The sequence below is a fragment of the Streptomyces actinomycinicus genome (assembly GCF_016741775.1).
Lineage (GTDB): Bacteria > Actinomycetota > Actinomycetes > Streptomycetales > Streptomycetaceae > Streptomyces > Streptomyces actinomycinicus.
In genome coordinates this window covers 1-17,037 of the sequence record NZ_JAERRK010000011.1, presented here as the reverse complement: position 1 = coordinate 17,037, position 17,037 = coordinate 1, and the positions used below count along the sequence as shown (strand labels likewise).

The following is a 17,037-nucleotide window of genomic DNA, read 5'->3' as shown; positions in this document are numbered from 1 at the left end:
GCCGAGCACCTGCCCTACCAGTCCAGACGTGTTCGATCACGCTAGGTCGGGGCCTCAGGGGCGTCAAGGCGAGCGGCCCGGCGCCGCTGCGGGCCGGGGTGCTCAGCGGTCGAACTCCTCGTGGATCGGGGTCTTCGGCTCTTCCCACAGGTGCTGGGAGATCCCCGGCTTGCCGCCGTGCCGGGCCCGTTCGGCGGGCCGCCGACCGGCGTCGGGGCCCGGGTCCGAGGCGGGCTCCACGCGGACCGACCGTGCCACCTCGTCACGGCCGGCGTACTCGTCGGCGGGGATGCCGCGCAGGGCGTCGACGACCGCCTCCGGGGCGCCCGCCTCGCGCGCGGCCGAGACCAGCCGGTCCCTGTCGGCCGGGTACGACACGTCCTTCAGCGCGTTCAGCACCTCCGGGACGCTGGTGTGTGCCATGCCCATGTCGTCTCCTCCGGTGTCGTGGGGTCTTCGCACCGTCCGTCCGGCGCGGTACGCACCGCCGGACAGTCACGGAGTACCCGCCTCACGGCGTACCTGCATACCGGCGTACCCGCGTCACGGCGTACCCGCGTCACGGCGTACCCGCGTCACGGCGTACCGGCGTCGTGACTCACCGGCGTATCGGTGTCGTGACTCACCGGCGTATCGGTGTCCTGCCGTCGCGGGGCGGCGGGCTCCGGCAGTCCGCGGAACAGGAGCCAGCTCAGGGCCGGCATCAGGATCAGCGGGGTGAGTGCGGTCCGCAGCGAGGTCGCGTCGGCGAGCCGGCCGATGACGGGGGCTGCCAGACCGCCGATGCTGACGGTCAGACCGAGGGTGATGCCGCCGGCGGTGCCGACACGGGTCGGCAGATAGTCCTGGCCGAGCGTGACCTGGAGGGAGAACGGGACGTACAGACCGGCGGAGGTCAGGGCCACGCACAGGTACAGGGCGGGGCCGGGGACGAGGACGACGCCCGCGACCGCGCCGACCGAGAGCAGATACGACCACCGGCACACCGTGACCCGGTCCCGGCGGCCCGCCAGGGCGCCGCCCAGCACGGAGCCGGCCGCGCCCCCGAGGTAGAGCACGAACAGCGCGGCCGTGCCGGCTGCCGCGCTGCCGCCCAGGCGCTGCGTGGCGTACAGGGACAGGAAGCCGCTCAGGCCGGTGAACACGACCGAACGGCACACGACGGCCAGCGACAGCTTCAGGAACGAGGCTCTGTCGTCGGTGCCGGCCGCCGGTTGCGTGGCGAGCGGACGCGCCCGCCGCGCCGGGGTGCGCAGGGCGGCCAGGCTGAGCGCCGCGCCGGCGAGTGCCGGCAGCAGCAGGAGCGGGGTCCGGTGCAGGCCGCCCGTGCCCACGACCGCCGCGACCAGGAGCGGGGCCAGCGCGAAGCCCACGTTGCCGCCCAGGGCGAACCAGCCCATGGCGCTGTGGCTGCCCCCGCCGGCCAGCCGGGCGACGCGGGCCGACTCGGGGTGGTACGCGGCGACACCGGCCCCGGACACCGCCACGCACAGGAGTGTCAGGCTGTACGAGGCACTGCTTCCGCTCAGCGCGATGCCCAGGCCGGCCAGCACCGTGCCGGCCGGCAGCAGCCAGGGGGCCGGCCGGCGGTCGGTGAGCGCACCGAACAGCGGCTGTGCCACGGACGACAGCAGGGAGGCGGCCAGGACCACGCCCGAGGCGGCGGCATAGCCGTAGGCCCGCTCCGCGACGAGGAACGGGATCAGGGCGGCGACGGACCCCTGGTAGACGTCGACGCAGGCGTGCCCGGCGGAGAGGAGGGCGATCGATGTTTTCCTTCGCACCCGGTCATGCTCCGGCCCGGCGGGTCTGTCGTGCTTTCGATAATCTGCCAGGTGATGACGGAGATCCGCCACGAGCCGGTGGCCCCCACCCGCACCCAGTGGCTGGCGTCCGGCGCGACGGTGGACGCCCACCGGCATGACGACCACCAGATCGTCTACGCGGGCCGGGGCGTGCTGGCCGTCACGACGGACGCGGGTTCGTGGATCGCCCCTGCCACGCGTGCCATCTGGGTGCCGGCCGGCACGGTGCACGCCCACCAGGCGCACGGGGCGCTCGAACTGCATCTGGTGGGGTTGCCGGCGACCGAGAACCCGCTCGGTCTGGACGCGCCGACCGTGCTCGCCGTGGGCCCGCTGCTGCGCGAGCTGATCGTCGCCCACACCGGTGCGCCGGAGGACGACAGCCCCGAACGGGCCCGGTTGCGCGCGGTGTTGCTGGATCAGCTGCGGGCCTCGCCCCAGCAGCCGCTGCACCTGCCGATGCCGGCCTCACCCCTGCTGCGTGCGCTGTGCGGGATCCTGACCGCCGACCCGGCCGACGGGCGCACGCTGGCGGAGCTGGGCCGGGAGGTGGGGGCGAGCGACCGTACGCTCTCCCGGCTGTTCCGCGGTGACCTCGGCATGACGTTCCCGCAGTGGCGCACCCAGTTGCGGCTGCACCACGCGCTGGTGCTGCTGGCCGGGAACACGCCGGTGACCACGGTGGCGCACCGCTGCGGCTGGTCCTCGGCCAGCGCGTTCATCGACGTCTTCCGCCGCACCTTCGGACACACCCCGGGCAGCTGTTCCGGCACGGGACGACCGTAGGAGACGGCGACCGACGGATACCTACGGCCGCACGACGCCGGGCCGGCGGGCCCCCGCGGTCGTACGGCGCCCCACCCGGGACGCGCACGGCCGCACGACACCCTGGCCCCGGCGGAGGCGCGTGGCCGTGCCGGGGGCTGGGCGGCGGCCGGAGTGACTCAGGACTTCGCGCCGAAGTCCTGGGTCCACCACGGGCCGCCCGAGCCGTTGTGGACGCCCACGCCGAGGTTCTTGAACGAGCAGTTGAGGATGTTGGCACGGTGGCCGGGGCTGTTCATCCAGGAGTCCATCACCGCCTGCGGGGTCTGCTGCCCCCGGGCGATGTTCTCGCCGTAGGTGGACCAGCGGTAGCCCGCCGCGGTGATGCGCTCGCCGGGGCCGTCGCCGTCCGGGTCCGTGTGGTCGAAGAAGCCGCGGGCGGCCATGTCGTCGGAGAGTCCCTGGGCGGCCCTGTCCAGCTGGGCGTCCTCGGTGACCGGGCCGCATCCGGCCGCCGCCCGCTCCTTGTTCACCAGCGCGATCACCTGGGCCACCGTCCCGGTGGGAGCCGACTGCGCCTGCACGGTGGGGGTGGCGCGCGGAGTCGTGGGCGCCGCCCGCTCGGGCTTGGGCGCGGTGCTCTTCCGGGTGGGGCTGGGGCTCTTGGAGGGGCTCGCCTTCTTCGAGTGCGACGGGGACGGCGACTTGGTGGGCGAGGGCGACGACGAGGTCGCGGAGGCGCTGGGTTCCGCGAGGTCCACGGCGGGGGCGCCGGCGGTCCGGCCGGCGGTCACCTTCGTGGTCTGCGGGCCGGAGTCGGTTCCGAACCACCAGAAGCCGCCGCCCGCCACACAGGCCGCCACCACGGCACCGCCGACGGCACGGCGCCGGTTCCGCCGCTGCCGCCGGGCCTCGTCCCGGGCCGTGACCCGCCGGCGGGAGGCGCGGAGGCCGACCGGCGCGTCGGAGCCGAGGCCGTCGCCGTCCGCCCCGAACCGGCCCGCATCCGCCTCGAAGCGGCCCGTGTCCGCCCCGGAGTTCCCCGTTTCCGTGCTGCCGTGGCCCATGTCCGCTCCCCCGTGGCCCATGTCCGCTCCCCCGTGCCCCATGTCCGTTCCGCCGTGGCCCAAGTCCGCTCCCCCGTGCCCCATGTCGGCTCCCGCGTGGCCGGTGTCCGCTCCCCCGTGGCCCGCTCCGGAACGGCCGCCGGTCAGGTGGGTGGCCGTCGGGTCGTACGCCGGGAGGGGGGCGGTGGAGCCGGCCGCGGTCATGCCGGTCACGGCGGACCGACTCGAAGCGAGCAGCGCCGACGACACCCCGATCAGGGCCAGTCCGGCCAACAGGCCTTCCGCGGGCAGCAGACCGCTCCACAGCCCGCTGCAGCGCGCGCAGTCGCGGGCGTGCCGGGCTATTCGCTTGCGCCAGAGCGCGGAGGGGCGGCCGTCCCAGGAGGCCAGCACACCGCGCAGTTCCTCGCAGGCCGGCCGGGCGTCGAGCGCCCGTACGACCACGCGGGCCGCCTCCAGCCGCGCCTTCATCCGCTGCACCCGTACCGCGGTGTGCTGCGGCGACACGCCGAGGGCCGCGGCTACCTCGGCCCGGGTCAGCTCACCGGCGCACTCCAGCCACCACAGCGACAGCACCTCCCGGTCCTCCGGCTCGAGCCAGCGGGTGGCGCGTGCGGTCTCCTGGCGCTGTCCGGACAGCTGGAGCCGGACGATGGTCAGGTCCACGAAGTCGGCGCCCGGATCGGCGAGGTCGCCGGTCTCCTCCTCGACGGCGCCGGGGGCGAGCTGCCGGTCCTGCCAGTGCGCACGGACCCGGTTCATCGCGATGGCCACGAGCCAGGAGCGGAAGCTCTCGGGGGTCCTGAGGTCGCCGAGCGAGCCGAGGGCCCGGAGCATGGTCTCCTGAACCACGTCGTCGACGTCGACCGAACCGTTCAGCGCCCGCCCCACGATGTTGTACACCAGCGGGAGGTAGGCGCTGACCAGGGCGTCCTGGGCCGCGGGGTCCCCCGCTCTGGCGGCGTTCACCAGTGCCGCCGTGTCCACCGTGTGCTGTGTACTCATCAGAACTTCCCTGTCCTCGACGCCCGACGATGCTGTCCGTTACCTGGGAGACCGCTCGGTGCGGTGCCGATAACAGTTCTTCGGAAAATCGTTCGACGGGAGATTCACAGGGACGGCGGACGACCGCAATGGAGGAGATCACACGGCCCCGGCCCCGTGGCCCCCGCCCGGGGGCCACGGCCAGGCATCCGTGCGGGTCAGGACGGCTTCGCCGCCGTCACCGCGGTCATGGTGACTTTGTTGTCGCACTCGGCGAACTGGCCGTCCGGCATGGCGACTTGGTGCGCACCGGCGCCGGGCAGTCCGACCACCAGCGTCGGGTACACGGTGGGCGTCGCGCCGGACACGCAGTACCCGTCCGCCTCTCCCTGCACCTGTACGAAGGTGAGCTTCACCCATGCCTTGCCGCCCGGCCCGACCCGCACGGCCGGGGCGGCGCCCGTGCGGGTCACCTTCAGCGGAGCGGAGTGCTGGGGCGAGCCGTTGCCGGCCCCGGCCACCGTCGGGTGGCCCTGCAGCACGCACGCGCTCGCGGAGACGTTGGTGAACTCGACGATCGCGGCTCCGACGCCGGTGCCCGAGGGGCGGTCGGCGGCCTGGTACGCCGTCGCCTCCAGCGCCTTGGCCGTACAGGCCTTTGCGCTGCCGCCCGACGTGTCGGAGGCCGGGGAGGCGGAGGCGGGGGACGCGGCGGCGGGTGAGGCGGGGCCGGGCGAGGCCGACCGGGTGCCGTCGGCGGGGCGGGGGCTCGCGGTGGCCGGGGCCGGGGTGCCGGAGGCGCTGGACGAAGGGGCCCGGGTGGCCGACGGCCCGGCCTGCGACGTGCCGTCGCCTGACTGACAGGCCGTCAGCGACAGGGCGGCGGCGATCGTGGCCAGGGCCGCCGCGGTGACGCGGCCGGTGTGACGGAGCTGCATGGGGTCCCCCGATGTGTGTGCTGGAGTGGTCCTGACGACCGGCGCCGAGCCGGTGTTCACCGGCACAGACAGAGCGACGGCCCACGGCGTTCCACCGGCCGGACGCTGTGACACCGCGGTGACATGCCCATGGCCGATTCGGCACGGGGCCCGGGCCGAGGAGGACGAAGAACCGCCCCGTGCCCTCGCGGTCGATCCGGCGCTGCGGCCCGGCGGCGGGCCGGTGGCGAGGGGACCGGGCCCTGCCCCTCGGCGGCGTGGCGCGCGCCGTGGCGGAGCGGTGGGCGGCGAGGATGGCTTCCGGACGGAGCCGGCTGGGAGGCGGTGTGCGGGTATGACGGTGAACCAGGTAGGCCTGGTCGTGCACAGTGGGCGTGCCGAGGCCGTGGCCGCCGCGCGGACCGTGCGCGCGTGGTGCGCCGAGCACGCGGTGGGGTGTACCGACATCGACGTGTGGCACCAGGGCTCGCGGCACAGCGCCCGCGAAGAGGTCGACGCCGCGCACGATCCCGACCTCATCGTCACCCTGGGCGGCGACGGCACGTTCCTGCGCGGTGCCCGGCTGGCGGCCGAGAACGACGCACTGGTGCTCGGCGTCGACCTGGGGCGCGTCGGCTTCCTGACGGAGGTCCCGGCCGCGGTGGTGCGGGAGGCGCTGGACGCCGTACAGGAGGAGCGGATCCGGGTGGAGAACCGGATGCTCCTCACCCTGCGCGCGTCCTGCCGGCTGGAGGTGCCCGCGCACATGGAGGCGCTGCTGCGGTACGGCCGCGGACCGATGCTGCCCCCGCCCCGGGTGCGCACCGAGTGCCAGGCGGGCGGGGACTGGGGGGTCGCACTGAACGTCACCGCCCTGAACGACGTGGTGCTGGAGAAGCTGGCCCGGGACCGGCAGGTGTCGGTCGCGGTGTATCTGTCGGGACAGCTGCTGGCCTCCTACTCGGCCGACGCGCTGCTGGTGGCGACGCCCACGGGGTCCACCGCGTACAGCTTCGCCGCGGGCGGCCCGGTGGTCTCGCCCCGCGCGGAGGGCCTCGTCTTCACGCCGGTCGCGCCGCACATGGTGTTCAACCGCTCGGTCGTGGCCGCGCCGGACGAACCCGTCGCGCTGCGGGTGCTGGAACGGTCGGGGCAGGCCGCGGTCAGTATCGACGGCCAGCTGCGCGGCGTACTGAGCCCGGGGGACTGGATCGGGGTGTACGCCGCTCCGCGCCGGCTCAAGGCGGTGCGCCTCGGTCCGACGGGCTTCTACGGCCGGCTGCGCGAGCGCATGAACCTCACCGACGCGCCGGCCGCGCTCGCCGACGGGGGCGCCGCTCCGCTGTGGCCGGTGAGCACTCCCCCGCCGGGCGACCTGGCCCACCTGGCGATGCCCGCGGCGCCGGGTGGCGTACCCGAACTGCCCTGAGGGAGTTCAGCCGGTAACGGGCGCGGTCCGCCGGAACCGTTCGAAGGCGGTGGGGCTCGGGCGCCGGCGCAGCAGGTCGCGGATGCGCAGGGCGCACTCCTGCGGGGACAGCACGCTGGTGTCGACGTCCAGGTCGTGGGTGCCGTGCGCATGGACCTGCCCGTACTGCAGGGCGGCCAGCCCCGGCTGCCGGTCGCCGCGTGCCTTCTCCCGGCGTTCCAGCTCGGGCAGCGGGCAGCGGACCGCGACCAGGAACGTGTTCCGGGGCTCCAGCAGGCCGAGGAGGTCCAGCAGTCGCCAGCGGCGGGTCAGCGAATGGTCCACGACGAGGTTGTTGCCCGCGGCGGCCATGCCGGCGACGGCACGGTGGAAGCCCTTGGCCGTGCGGTCGATCTCGGCCTGGAGGTCCTCGTCGGCGATGGGCGTGCCGCCGCGCATGGAGTGGAAGGCGTCGACCGGCACGTGGAACCAGGTGCCGTCGAGGGTGTCGAGCAGGGCCCGGGCGATGCTGGACTTGCCCGAGCTGGAGGTGCCGTTGAGCAGGATGACCGTGCCCTTGGCGGGCGTGTCGGGGATGCGCGCGTACTCCGGGTCGTCCGGCACCGCCGCCGCTGCGGCCGTCATCTCGTCGTCGTTCCTTCCCGTTGGGCGCCCGGGGCCGCCCGGGGGGCCGGGGTGCCCGTCGGGGCCGGTTCCTCCGCACGAGCGGCCCGTTGAAGTATGACCGACCGTCATGCGCCGGGGAGTGCCCCCTCCCGCCGCGGGAAGCCGTTCCCGCGGCGGGTCACCCCGGATGACGAATGGCCGGCGAAAAGCCCCCGTGGTCCGTCGGGCGGCACCCGCGGTGACCCGGATGGCCGTTCGACGACCGGGGCGCTGCCGCACCGCGCGTGCCCCCTGTGGTCCTATATTCCCTGGTGCGCACGAGCGGCCGGTCCTCGCGGCCCTCGATCGCACCGGAGAACGGCCGCCAGGTCCGTATACCGTAGGCGTGGGCAAGCCCCACCGGAATAAGGAGATTTTGATGTCGACAGTCGAGCTGAACACCAACTTCGGCCGCATCGTGCTGGAACTCAACGACGCCGAGGCGCCCAAGACCGTCGAGAACTTCCTGACGTACGTGGGCAACGGCCACTACGACGGCACGATTTTCCATCGGGTAATTAACGGCTTTATGATCCAGGGCGGCGGTTTCACCCCGGACATGCTCCAGAAGCCCACCCAGGGCCCGATCCAGAATGAGGCCGACAACGGGCTGAAGAACAACGCCTACACCGTGGCGATGGCGCGGACGAGCGACCCGCACTCCGCAACGGCCCAGTTCTTCATCAACGTTTCGGACAACGCCTTCCTCAACTACTCGTCGAAGACCCCGAACGGCTGGGGCTACGCCGTGTTCGGCCGGGTCACCGAGGGTCAGGACGTCGTCGACTCCATCAAGGGCGTCAAGACCGGCAACCGGCAGGGCCACGGGGACGTCCCCACCGAGCCCGTGGTCATCGAGTCCGCCAAGGTGCTCGGCTGACACACCCGCAAGGGCGGCACCGACTACCGGTGCCGCCCTGCGCCATGCCGCCCGGCGCCATGATCTGCGCCGGGGCGCCCGAGGGCGACACCGCCCCGGGCCAAGCCGCCTTGGCGTCTCAGACCACCGCTCCCGCGCCGGAGCCCAGCTCCCGCAGCGTGGCCTCGATTCGCGCCACCACGGCCTCCTGCTGCGCCACCAGGAAGAAGTGGCCGCCGGGGTAGACCTCCAGCTCGAACGCGCCCTCGGTCTCCTCGGCCCAGATCCGGGCCTCGTCCGGCGTCACCCGGGGGTCCGCGTCCCCCGTCATCACGACGAAGGGGCAGCTCAGCCGCGGTCCGGGCGTGCGCTGGTAGGTCTCGATCGCATAGTAGTCCGCCCGCAGCACGGGCAGGATGATCTGCTGTATCTCCTCGTCCTCGAGCAGCTGCGAGTCGGTGCCGCCGAGCTTGGTGACCTCCGCGATCACCGACGCGTCGTCCCCCTTGTGGACGGTGTCGACCCGTTCGATCGCCGGACCGCGCCGGCCGGAGACGATCAGCACCGCGGGAGGCCGCCCGGCGTTCTCCAGGAGACGCGCCAGCTCGAACCCGACCACGGCCCCCATGCTGTGCCCGAACAGCACCAGCGGCGTGTCCTCCTCGTGGTCCAGCGCGTCGAACACGCCCTGCGCGAGTTCCTGGATGGAGCGGGCCGGTGTCTCGTGCTGGCGGTCCTGGCGGCCGGGGTACTGCACCCCGCGTACGTCCACCGCCGGCGACAGCGCCTTGGAGACGGAGAAGAAGAAGCTCGCGGAGCCGCCGGCGTGCGGCAGACAGAGCAGCCGGGGCGCTCCCGGTGTCGACTGATGGAAGCTGCGCAGCCACGGCTTGGGCTCTGCACTGGACCGGTCGGCCATGTGTCCCCCTCGGCGGAACGTTCTGGATCGCGCTGTGTGCGATACGTGCTCGTACGCACGGTACTTGGCTGATCGGCGCCGGTCGCGGGGCACCCGGGAACAAGGCCGGCAGGTGCACCGCGAACCGCGGGCGCTGGACAGCGGGCCGACGACTTCCTAGCCTTGCTGTCCAGAGATGGACAGAGAGTCTAAGCTGGGGACGGTGAGGGCGCCCGTGGACCACCGCGCGGACGGCACGGAGAGCGGCGACGAGCACCTCGTCCGGGAGGCCGAGAAGATCGCCGTCGCGCTGGGCCGTATGTTCCCGGGACTGTGCGAGGTGGTGCTGCACGACCTGCGTGACCCGGAGCATGCGATCCGCGCCATCGAGAACAACCTGTCCGGTCGTCAGGTGGGCGACTCGGCGACGGAGTTGGGCCTGGCCCGGATCGCCGACCCGGACTACCCGAGCGTCATCCAGAACTACCCCAACCGATTTCCCGACGGCCGCCCGGCGAAGAGCACGTCCATCGGCATCAAGAACGCCGCGGGCGAGTACGTCGCGGCACTGTGCCTGAACCTGGACGTGTCCGTCCTGTCACCGGTGACCCTCACGCTGTCCAACCTCGTGGCGACGGACACGAAGCACCGCGACCAGCCCCTGGAGACCCTGCGGGACCGCACCGCGCGCGAGCTGCGCCGGGCCGTGGAGACCCGCGCCGCCGAGCGCGCCACGACGCCCAGGTCGCTGAGCCGGGAGGACAAGAAGGCCCTGGTACGGCAGTTGCAGCGCGACGGCTACTTCGACTCGCGCGACGCCGCGCAGACCATCGCGGACCTGCTCGGCGTGTCCCGGGCGACGGTCTACAACTACGCGAAGTGAAGGGCCGCTCGCTCATGAACACCTGCTCCTCCGCCACCTCCCCCGCCCTGACCGGGCCGGACACCCCGTTCGCCGTGGTCGACGTACACCGGACGCGGCGCAACATCGCGCGCCTGCGGGCCAGGGCCGAGCGGCTCGGGGTCACGCTGCGCCCCCACGTGAAGACGGCCAAGAGTCTCGACGCCGCCGCTCTGCTGCACGGCGGCACCCCCGGTCCCGTCACCGTCTCCACCCTCGCCGAGGCCGAGGCGTTCGCCGACGCAGGCCACACCGACATCACCTACGCCGTCGGCATCGCCCCGCACAGACTCCCGCGTGTCATCGCCCTGTTGCGGCGCGGCGTCACCCTGCGCGTGCTGCTCGACAGCACCGAGCAGGCCACGTTCATCGCCGCGGCCGCGCGCGAGGCCCGTACCGGCCTCCCGGCCCTGATCGAGATCGACTGCGACGGCCACCGCGGCGGACTGCGGCCCGACGCGCCCGGGCTCCCCGGGATCGGCCGCATCCTGCACGAGGCGGGCTGCCTGGACGGCGTGCTGACCCACGCGGGCGAGTCGTACTCCGCCCGCACCGCCGGCGAACGGCGCCTGGCGGCGGACGAGGAACGGGACGCCGCGGTGTCCGCGGCCGAACGGCTCCGCGCGGCCGGGCTGCCGGTGCGGACCGTGAGCGTCGGCTCCACGCCGACCGCCCATGCCGCCGAGGACCTCACCGGCGTCACCGAACTCCGTGCCGGTAACTACGTCTTCTTCGACCTGGTGATGGCCGGTCTCGGGGTCTGCGCACTCGACGACCTCGCGCTGTCGGTCGTCGTCACCGTCATCGGCCACCGCCCCGAATACGGGTGGATCGTCACCGACGGCGGCTGGATGGCGATGTCCCGCGACCGGGGCACCGCCGCCCAGGCGCAGGACCAGGGGTACGGCCTGGTCACCGATCTGCAGGGCACCCTGATCCCCGGCCTGGTCATGACGGCCGCGAGCCAGGAGCACGGCACCCTGACCGCCCGCGACGGCGGCGCCCTGCCGGACCTGCCCATCGGTACCCGCCTGCGCATCCTCCCCAACCATGCCTGCGCCACCGCCGCCCAGCACCACGGCTACCACGTCGTCGACGGCTCCCGGGACACCGGCACGCCGCCGGCGATCGAGGCCTTCTGGCCCCGCGTCACCGGCTGGTGAGCCGCCCCCGCCGCCTCTTCACCCCCCTCCTCTGCCGACCACCTCGAGGACCTCTCATGGCTGCCGTACCGCCCGTATCCTTCGACGACGTACGCGAGGCCGCCGCACGCCTCGAGGGCGTCGCCCACCGCACCCCCGTCCTCACCTCGCGCACCCTGAACTCCCTCGTCGGAGCCGAGGTGTTCATCAAGGCCGAGAACTTCCAGCGGATCGGGGCCTTCAAGTTCCGCGGCGCGTACAACGCCGCCGCCCAGCTGTCGCCCGAGCAGCTGACCAAGGGCATCGCGGCGTACTCCTCCGGCAATCACGCGCAGGCCACCGCCCTGGCCGCCCGCGAACTCGGCACCACGGCCGTCATCCTGATGCCCGAGGACGCGCCCCGCTCCAAGCTGGCGGCGACCGCCGGGTACGGGGCGGAGATCGTGACGTACGACCGCTACACCGAGGACCGCACCTCGCTCGGCCACGCGCTGGCCGAGGACCGCGGGCTGGTCCTCATCCCGCCGTACGACCACCCGCACGTCATCGCGGGCCAGGGCACGGCCGCTCTCGAACTCCTCGAGGAGACCGGCCCGTTGGACGCCCTGGTGGTGCCGGTGGGGGGTGGTGGTCTCATCGCCGGCAGCGCGACCGCCGCCACGGCCCTGCACCCCGGCATCCGTGTCATCGGCGTCGAGCCCGAGGCCGGCGACGACACCAAGCGCTCCCTGGAGAGCGGCGCGCGCGTGACGATCCCGGTGCCCCGGACGATCGCCGACGGACAGGCCCTGTCCACCCCGGGTGAGATCACCTTCCCCGTCAATCAGCGCCTGGTCGACGGGATCGCCCTGGTCAGCGACGCGGAGATCGTCGATGCCCTGCGGTTCGCGTTCGAGCGGCTGAAGATCGTCCTCGAGCCCAGCGGCGCCACGCCGCTGGCCGCGCTCCTCGCCGGCCGGGTCGACAACCCGCCGCGGCGGATCGGCGTCATCGCGTCCGGCGGCAACATCGACGCCCGCCGCTTCGCGGAACTCGTCGCCGGCTGACCGTCCGCGGCCCGCGCCGGTGGTCGCCGTACGCGCCGCAAAACGTCTTTACGTGGCCCTGACAATTCAGGGGTTCCGTGGCACGCTGCCTCACGCACGTCTGTTCGCACCGCTCTTCGTTCCCCCACCCTGCCCGGACCCGACCAGTCCTGGCACGGCAGAAGGAGACCTGCGTGAGACGCCATCGCACTGCCGCGGGCATTCTGTTGACCGTCGGAGCCCTGTTCACCGGCGGCCTCGTCCACGCCGGCGCCGCCGAGGCGGCGCCGGACGCGGCGGACTCCGGGCCGTCGGCCGCCACCCACACCACCTCGACGGCCGCACAGCACAAGGCCCGCACATTCTGGACCGCCGAGCGCATGCGCGGCGCCACCCCCCTCGACCTGCTGCTCACCGAGCAGGCCGCCAGGACCCTCAAGGCCCCCGAGTCCCACGGCCGTTCCACCACCGTGGCACCGACCGCCGCCCTCGCCTCCTTCCCGCAGGCCGGTGGCGCGTGGACCGGCGGCGGTGCCGTCGCCGCGACCTCGGGACGGGTGTTCTTCACCTTCCAGGGCCGCACCGCCTCCTGCACCGGCAACGCCGTGACGAGCCAGAACGCCAGCACCGTCATCACGGCCGGCCATTGCGTGAAGTACCAGGGCAGCTGGCACACCAACTGGGTCTTCGTGCCGGGCTACGACAACGGCAAGGCGCCGTACGGCCAATGGGCCGCCGCCAAGACGCTCACGACCCCGCAGTGGGAGGCGAGCGAGGACATGAACAACGACGTCGGCGCCGCGGTCGTCAGCCCCCTGAACGGCAGGACGCTCACCTCGGTCGTCGGTGCTCAGGGCATCCAGTTCAACGGCGGCTACAACAAGCCCATGTACTCCTTCGGCTTCCCGGCCGCGTCGCCGTACGACGGCACGAAGCTGATCTACTGCAGCGGCAACAGCTCGAAGGACTTCCTGTTCACCCAGGATCACGGCCTCGCCTGCAACATGACGGGCGGATCCAGCGGCGGCCCCTGGTTCACCGGCTTCAACGAGGCGACGGGTACCGGTCTGCAGGTCTCCGTGAACAGCTTCGGCTACGTGTTCCTGCCGAACCGCATGTTCGGTCCCTACTTCGGAGACGTGGCCAAGGCCCTGTACGACAAGGCCCAGGCCTCCTAGCCCCCCGTCGACCGCCCTGCCCGCCGGGCTCCGTCACCGCGTCGCGCACCCGGGCGACGGGGCCCGGACGGGCTCGCCGGCGACGCGGGTCAGGTCCGGCCCACGGCTGTGCCGCCGTGCGCGGAGGCGCGGCTGCTGTGCGCGATACGGGTCAGGTCCGTCATGAGCGAGGCCAGCCAGGAGACGGTCGCGTAGTAGCGCCGCGGCGCGCCGGGCGGCTCGGCGGCGAAGCCCGCGAGGACCGGGTCCATCATCGGCACCGATGCCGGGGTGCCGTCCCCCGGGTCCAGCGCCGCCGAGACCAGCAGCATCCGCCCCGCCACCCGCTCGCCCAGCACCCCCGCCGACTCGGCCGACTCGGGACTCAGCTCGGTGCGCGGCGGCTCCAGCAGCCGAGCGGACCCCCACAGCGTGTGGTGCCCGGTGATCAGCGTGGCCTGCCAGTCCAGGTCGGGCAGGTCCACCTTCTGCCCCCGGGGCACGAGCCGCGGCGGCTCGCTCTGGTACTGCGCGTACGCCGACTCCGCGAGGATCACGGCGTGTTGCAGCGACCGCTGACCGGACCCGGTGACCTGCCCGCTCCCCGCCGCCCCTCCGGCCACCGAGGCACTGGTCGCCACCACGATCTCCGCGGCTCTGCGCATCAGCTCCGCCGCCGCGTGGCGCAGTTCGTCATGGGCGCCGCGGGGCCAGGCCAGTACTCCGAAGACGGCGCCGATCGCGCTGCCGATCAGCACGTCCAGCACCCGGACCTCGGCCAGCCGCCACGTCGACGGTGCGAGCTGGGCGAAGACCAGGGCCACGAGGACGGTGAACATGCCCTGCGCCCAGCCGACGCCCCGCACCGGCCCCACCGTGAAGGCGACCAGCATCCACAGCGGCAGCGTGACGGCGTAGACGACGGTGTCGGAACCCACGGCGATCAGTACCCCGGCGGTCACCAGAGCCCCGGCCAGGGTGCCGGCGAGCGCCACGCGGATGGTGCTCCACGTCTGGTCCACGGTGGTGCGGACGAGGGAGAGCGTCGCCAGCATGGCCCAGAACCCGTGGGGCAGCGTGTCCACCCCGGCCACCAGCCGGACCGCCGTCAGGGCGAGGGCGATACGCACCGCGTTCTGGAAGAACACCGACCGCCGTCCGGCATGGCCGCGCAGCCGGTGCCACCAGAGGACCGGCGCCGGGACGGTCGCGTACCAGAAGCGGCCCGGCGCCGTCTCCATGGAGCTGCGCCGGCCTCGTACCGCCAGATCGGCCGCCGTGGCCATGGCCAGCGCCGCGTCGGCGATCTCCAGGACGGCGGCGTGCCGGCGCAGCACGGCGGGCGTCAGACCGGCACCCGGACCGGACCCGGCGGGCCCGTGGGCGGTGCCGGCCCCGGCGGGCGGGCGGGCGACACCCGCCGCGGCGGACGGATGGCCGGCGTTCCTCGCCCCGGGCGGCGGACCGGCGTTCCTTCCCTCCGGCGGTCGGTCGGCGCTCGCCGGAGCAGGCGGTGGACCGGCGCTCGACCGCGCGGGAGGCGTGCCGGCGGAGCGGTCGGACAGGCGGCCGCGGGCCGCGACCAGGTCCGCGTACTCCGCCGTGGGGGGCGGTCCGGCCCGTAGGCAGGCCGCGGTCGCCGCGGCCAGTCGCGCCACGGCGTCCAGTACGGCGGTCACCTCGGGGTCCGGTTCCTCCCCCGGCGTGGCGGGCAGCTGCACCAGCCGGCTGAGCAGTGTCCGGATGACGAGCCCGGTGTGGGTGAGTGCGCGATCGCGCACCCCGGGCCCCGCCGGCCGCTCGGCCTCCGGCACATTGCGGTCCCGCAGCGCCTGGCTCGCCTCCCGCTCCGCCTGGATGTCCATGGCGGTCAGGGCGTGAGGAGGCCCGGTGAGCAGCGCCGCGCACCGTTCGGCGGTCAGGGCGCCGCGGGCCGCCCGCTCCCGGTACGTCGGCGGGGCCGGCTCGGGGAACAGGAGCGCCTCCGTGGCCACCAGCAGGACCGCCCCGGTCGTCGTGCCGATCAGCCGCTCGGCGAGCGAACCGGGATCGTACGGCGGGAACGACGGCAGGATGTACAGCAGTTGCAGTCCCGGCGCCGCCCCCGCCGGACGGGGTCCGCCCACGGCCGAGAAGGCCAGCGCGAAGCCGGTCACCAGCATGCCGGTGACCGCGCTCCAGGTGCGCACGGACAGATAGGTGCCGACGGTCACGAGCACCCAGCACACCGGCAGCAGGCGCAGGATCAGCGCGGAGCGCTGCCGGCCGGTGCCGGGGATCCTGGACAGGCCGCCCAGTGCGATGGCCGTGAACAGCGAGTAGGTCGCCGCCACGGGGAGGCCGAGGCCGTAGCGGAAGAAGTAGAACCCCGCCGCTGCGGCCGGCATCACGCGCAGGGCGTGACGAGCGGAGGCGGCGTAGGCCGCTGGCAGTCGGCTGGCTGGGACACCCCACATCCCTCCAGAATCGCCCACCGCCTTGTCCCCGGCACCTTCCCCGAGCGCCGCGGGCCGGCCTCCGGCATTCCCGCCCCTGCCGCTGACCTGCGGATCTGCGGGAGGCGTGTGGTCCACGGATGCTATGTTCGCCGCGAGGCCGACGGGACGGGGGGCGCGCTCCCGGCCCGGCGTACGGCCGGGAACCTTCTTCGAGGAGCCACGTGACCAGCCGAGTCGTCTTCGTGTCGCCCGCGACGAGCCCGTCGCTGCGGCAGGCCCGCTTCTACGACGGTGACTCGATCGACGGCATCGGCGCGGCGCACGCCCGCGCGGCGGCCGGATCGCTGCCCGCCGCCGCCCGTGCGGTCGTGTCCCCGAGCGTGCGCTGCCGGGAGACGGCGGAGACGCTCGGTCTGGACGGCACGGCGGTGCCGGAGTTGGGGGCTCTTGATGTGGGCCGGTGGCGGGGCCGCACCCTGGAGGAGGTGGGGGCCGCGGAACCGGAGGCGGTGGGCCGGTGGCTCACCGATCCCCGCTGGGCGGCACACGGCGGGGAGTCGGTGCAGGACGTGTGCGAGCGGGTCGGCCGCTGGCTGGACGGCGTACAGGACGGGGACGGCCGTACGCTCGCGGTGGTCGAGCCGGAGGTCGTACGCGCCGCGGTCGTCCATGCCCTGGGCCTGCCCGCGGCTGCCTTCTGGCGGCTCGACGTACCCCCGCTGACGGCCACGGCACTCAGCGGGCGGGCCGGGCGCTGGAATCTGGGCCTCGGACAGCCCTTGGCCGCGCCGGGCACCACTCCCTGAGCCCGGCCCCCGGCTCACTGGTCGCGAAGAGCCCTTTGTTGTCCGGAAGGGGTCAGTGCGCGGCCGGAACCGTCTGTCCGGGGGTGTCCGGCACCGGCTCGGGCCGCAGCAGGCGCTGTGCCGTCTCACCGAAGACGAGACCGAAGCCCGCCCACAGCACGGCCTGGACGGCCAGCGCGGACAGCCGGAACCGCCACAA

The 17,037-nt window shown here is 73.8% G+C and carries 15 protein-coding genes and 1 pseudogene; 8 read left to right on the top strand and 8 right to left on the bottom strand.

Annotated features, from left to right (window positions below; genetic code table 11):
• Positions 1–102: 102 nt before the first annotated feature.
• Together JK359_RS21515 and JK359_RS21510 are read right to left on the bottom strand one after the other, a co-directional pair.
• Positions 103–423 (bottom strand): DUF2795 domain-containing protein, encoded by a 321-nt coding sequence (locus JK359_RS21515; protein ID WP_307788218.1) that lies wholly within the window; start codon positions 421–423, stop codon positions 103–105.
• Positions 424–575: 152 nt separating this feature from the next.
• On the bottom strand, positions 576–1,784 hold the full coding sequence (locus tag JK359_RS21510) for an MFS transporter (protein ID WP_201838022.1): 1,209 nt from the start codon (positions 1,782–1,784) through the stop codon (positions 576–578).
• Positions 1,785–1,838: 54 nt separating this feature from the next.
• Here JK359_RS21510 and JK359_RS21505 point away from each other — a divergent pair, with 54 nt between their 5' ends.
• Positions 1,839–2,591, top strand: coding sequence for an AraC family transcriptional regulator (locus JK359_RS21505; protein ID WP_201838020.1), 753 nt, complete (start codon positions 1,839–1,841; stop codon positions 2,589–2,591).
• Between the two features lie 158 nt (positions 2,592–2,749).
• Here JK359_RS21505 and JK359_RS21500 read toward each other — a convergent pair whose 3' ends face one another.
• Positions 2,750–4,642: a sigma-70 family RNA polymerase sigma factor gene (locus tag JK359_RS21500; protein WP_201838018.1), complete on the bottom strand. Its 1,893-nt coding sequence runs from the start codon at positions 4,640–4,642 to the stop codon at positions 2,750–2,752.
• A gap of 197 nt (positions 4,643–4,839) precedes the next feature.
• On the bottom strand, positions 4,840–5,559 hold the full coding sequence (locus JK359_RS21495; protein ID WP_201838016.1) for a DUF4232 domain-containing protein: 720 nt from the start codon (positions 5,557–5,559) through the stop codon (positions 4,840–4,842).
• 334 nt (positions 5,560–5,893) lie between these two features.
• Here JK359_RS21495 and JK359_RS21490 point away from each other — a divergent pair, with 334 nt between their 5' ends.
• Complete coding sequence (locus tag JK359_RS21490; RefSeq protein WP_201838014.1) at positions 5,894–6,967, top strand: NAD(+)/NADH kinase; 1,074 nt, start codon at positions 5,894–5,896, stop codon at positions 6,965–6,967.
• 6 nt (positions 6,968–6,973) lie between these two features.
• Here JK359_RS21490 and JK359_RS21485 read toward each other — a convergent pair whose 3' ends face one another.
• The gene (locus JK359_RS21485) at positions 6,974–7,591 is read right to left on the bottom strand and encodes a chloramphenicol phosphotransferase CPT family protein (RefSeq protein ID WP_201838012.1); all 618 of its coding nucleotides are present in this window, start codon (positions 7,589–7,591) and stop codon (positions 6,974–6,976) included.
• 400 nt (positions 7,592–7,991) lie between these two features.
• Here JK359_RS21485 and JK359_RS21480 point away from each other — a divergent pair, with 400 nt between their 5' ends.
• Entirely contained in the window at positions 7,992–8,492 is a 501-nt protein-coding gene (locus tag JK359_RS21480) for a peptidylprolyl isomerase (protein WP_201838010.1), read from the top strand.
• A 118-nt stretch (positions 8,493–8,610) separates the two neighbouring features.
• Here the strand turns inward: JK359_RS21480 and JK359_RS21475 are convergent, their stop codons facing one another.
• Positions 8,611–9,390 (bottom strand): thioesterase II family protein, encoded by a 780-nt coding sequence (locus JK359_RS21475; protein ID WP_201838008.1) that lies wholly within the window; start codon positions 9,388–9,390, stop codon positions 8,611–8,613.
• 202 nt (positions 9,391–9,592) lie between these two features.
• On the opposite strand from JK359_RS21475, the gene JK359_RS21470 reads away from it, so the two are divergent.
• The 4 genes from JK359_RS21470 to JK359_RS21455 all read left to right on the top strand — a co-directional run bounded on the left by JK359_RS21470 (position 9,593) and on the right by JK359_RS21455 (position 13,615).
• A complete protein-coding gene (locus JK359_RS21470; protein WP_307788216.1) occupies positions 9,593–10,252 on the top strand; it encodes a helix-turn-helix transcriptional regulator in 660 nt (219 codons plus the stop codon).
• Between the two features lie 14 nt (positions 10,253–10,266).
• Positions 10,267–11,433, top strand: a complete 1,167-nt coding sequence (locus JK359_RS21465; protein WP_201838006.1) for a DSD1 family PLP-dependent enzyme — start codon at positions 10,267–10,269, stop codon at positions 11,431–11,433.
• A 56-nt stretch (positions 11,434–11,489) separates the two neighbouring features.
• Positions 11,490–12,458, top strand: a complete 969-nt coding sequence (locus JK359_RS21460; RefSeq protein WP_201838004.1) for a threo-3-hydroxy-L-aspartate ammonia-lyase — start codon at positions 11,490–11,492, stop codon at positions 12,456–12,458.
• 173 nt (positions 12,459–12,631) lie between these two features.
• Complete coding sequence (locus JK359_RS21455) at positions 12,632–13,615, top strand: trypsin-like serine peptidase (protein WP_201838002.1); 984 nt, start codon at positions 12,632–12,634, stop codon at positions 13,613–13,615.
• Positions 13,616–13,704: 89 nt separating this feature from the next.
• Here the strand turns inward: JK359_RS21455 and JK359_RS21450 are convergent, their stop codons facing one another.
• Positions 13,705–15,981 carry an FUSC family protein gene (locus JK359_RS21450; protein WP_236678229.1) on the bottom strand — a complete coding sequence of 759 codons (2,277 nt, stop codon included), beginning with the start codon at positions 15,979–15,981 and terminating at the stop codon, positions 13,705–13,707.
• A 272-nt stretch (positions 15,982–16,253) separates the two neighbouring features.
• Here JK359_RS21450 and JK359_RS21445 point away from each other — a divergent pair, with 272 nt between their 5' ends.
• Positions 16,254–16,838, top strand: coding sequence for a histidine phosphatase family protein (locus JK359_RS21445; RefSeq protein WP_201837999.1), 585 nt, complete (start codon positions 16,254–16,256; stop codon positions 16,836–16,838).
• Between the two features lie 52 nt (positions 16,839–16,890).
• On the opposite strand, the pseudogene JK359_RS21440 reads toward JK359_RS21445, so the two are convergent.
• A pseudogene (locus JK359_RS21440) lies at positions 16,891–17,037 on the bottom strand (CbtA family protein); the annotation flags it as partial.

Coding starts and splice junctions, on each gene's coding strand:
- JK359_RS21515 (WP_307788218.1), bottom strand. CDS start 423: ATGGCACACACCAGCGTCCCGGAGGTGCTGAACGCGCTGAAGGACGTG.
- JK359_RS21505 (WP_201838020.1), top strand. CDS start 1,839: ATGACGGAGATCCGCCACGAGCCGGTGGCCCCCACCCGCACCCAGTGG.
- JK359_RS21500 (WP_201838018.1), bottom strand. CDS start 4,642: ATGAGTACACAGCACACGGTGGACACGGCGGCACTGGTGAACGCCGCC.
- JK359_RS21495 (WP_201838016.1), bottom strand. CDS start 5,559: ATGCAGCTCCGTCACACCGGCCGCGTCACCGCGGCGGCCCTGGCCACG.
- JK359_RS21490 (WP_201838014.1), top strand. CDS start 5,894: ATGACGGTGAACCAGGTAGGCCTGGTCGTGCACAGTGGGCGTGCCGAG.
- JK359_RS21485 (WP_201838012.1), bottom strand. CDS start 7,591: ATGACGGCCGCAGCGGCGGCGGTGCCGGACGACCCGGAGTACGCGCGC.
- JK359_RS21480 (WP_201838010.1), top strand. CDS start 7,992: ATGTCGACAGTCGAGCTGAACACCAACTTCGGCCGCATCGTGCTGGAA.
- JK359_RS21475 (WP_201838008.1), bottom strand. CDS start 9,390: ATGGCCGACCGGTCCAGTGCAGAGCCCAAGCCGTGGCTGCGCAGCTTC.
- JK359_RS21465 (WP_201838006.1), top strand. CDS start 10,267: ATGAACACCTGCTCCTCCGCCACCTCCCCCGCCCTGACCGGGCCGGAC.
- JK359_RS21460 (WP_201838004.1), top strand. CDS start 11,490: ATGGCTGCCGTACCGCCCGTATCCTTCGACGACGTACGCGAGGCCGCC.
- JK359_RS21450 (WP_236678229.1), bottom strand. CDS start 15,981: ATGCCGGCCGCAGCGGCGGGGTTCTACTTCTTCCGCTACGGCCTCGGC.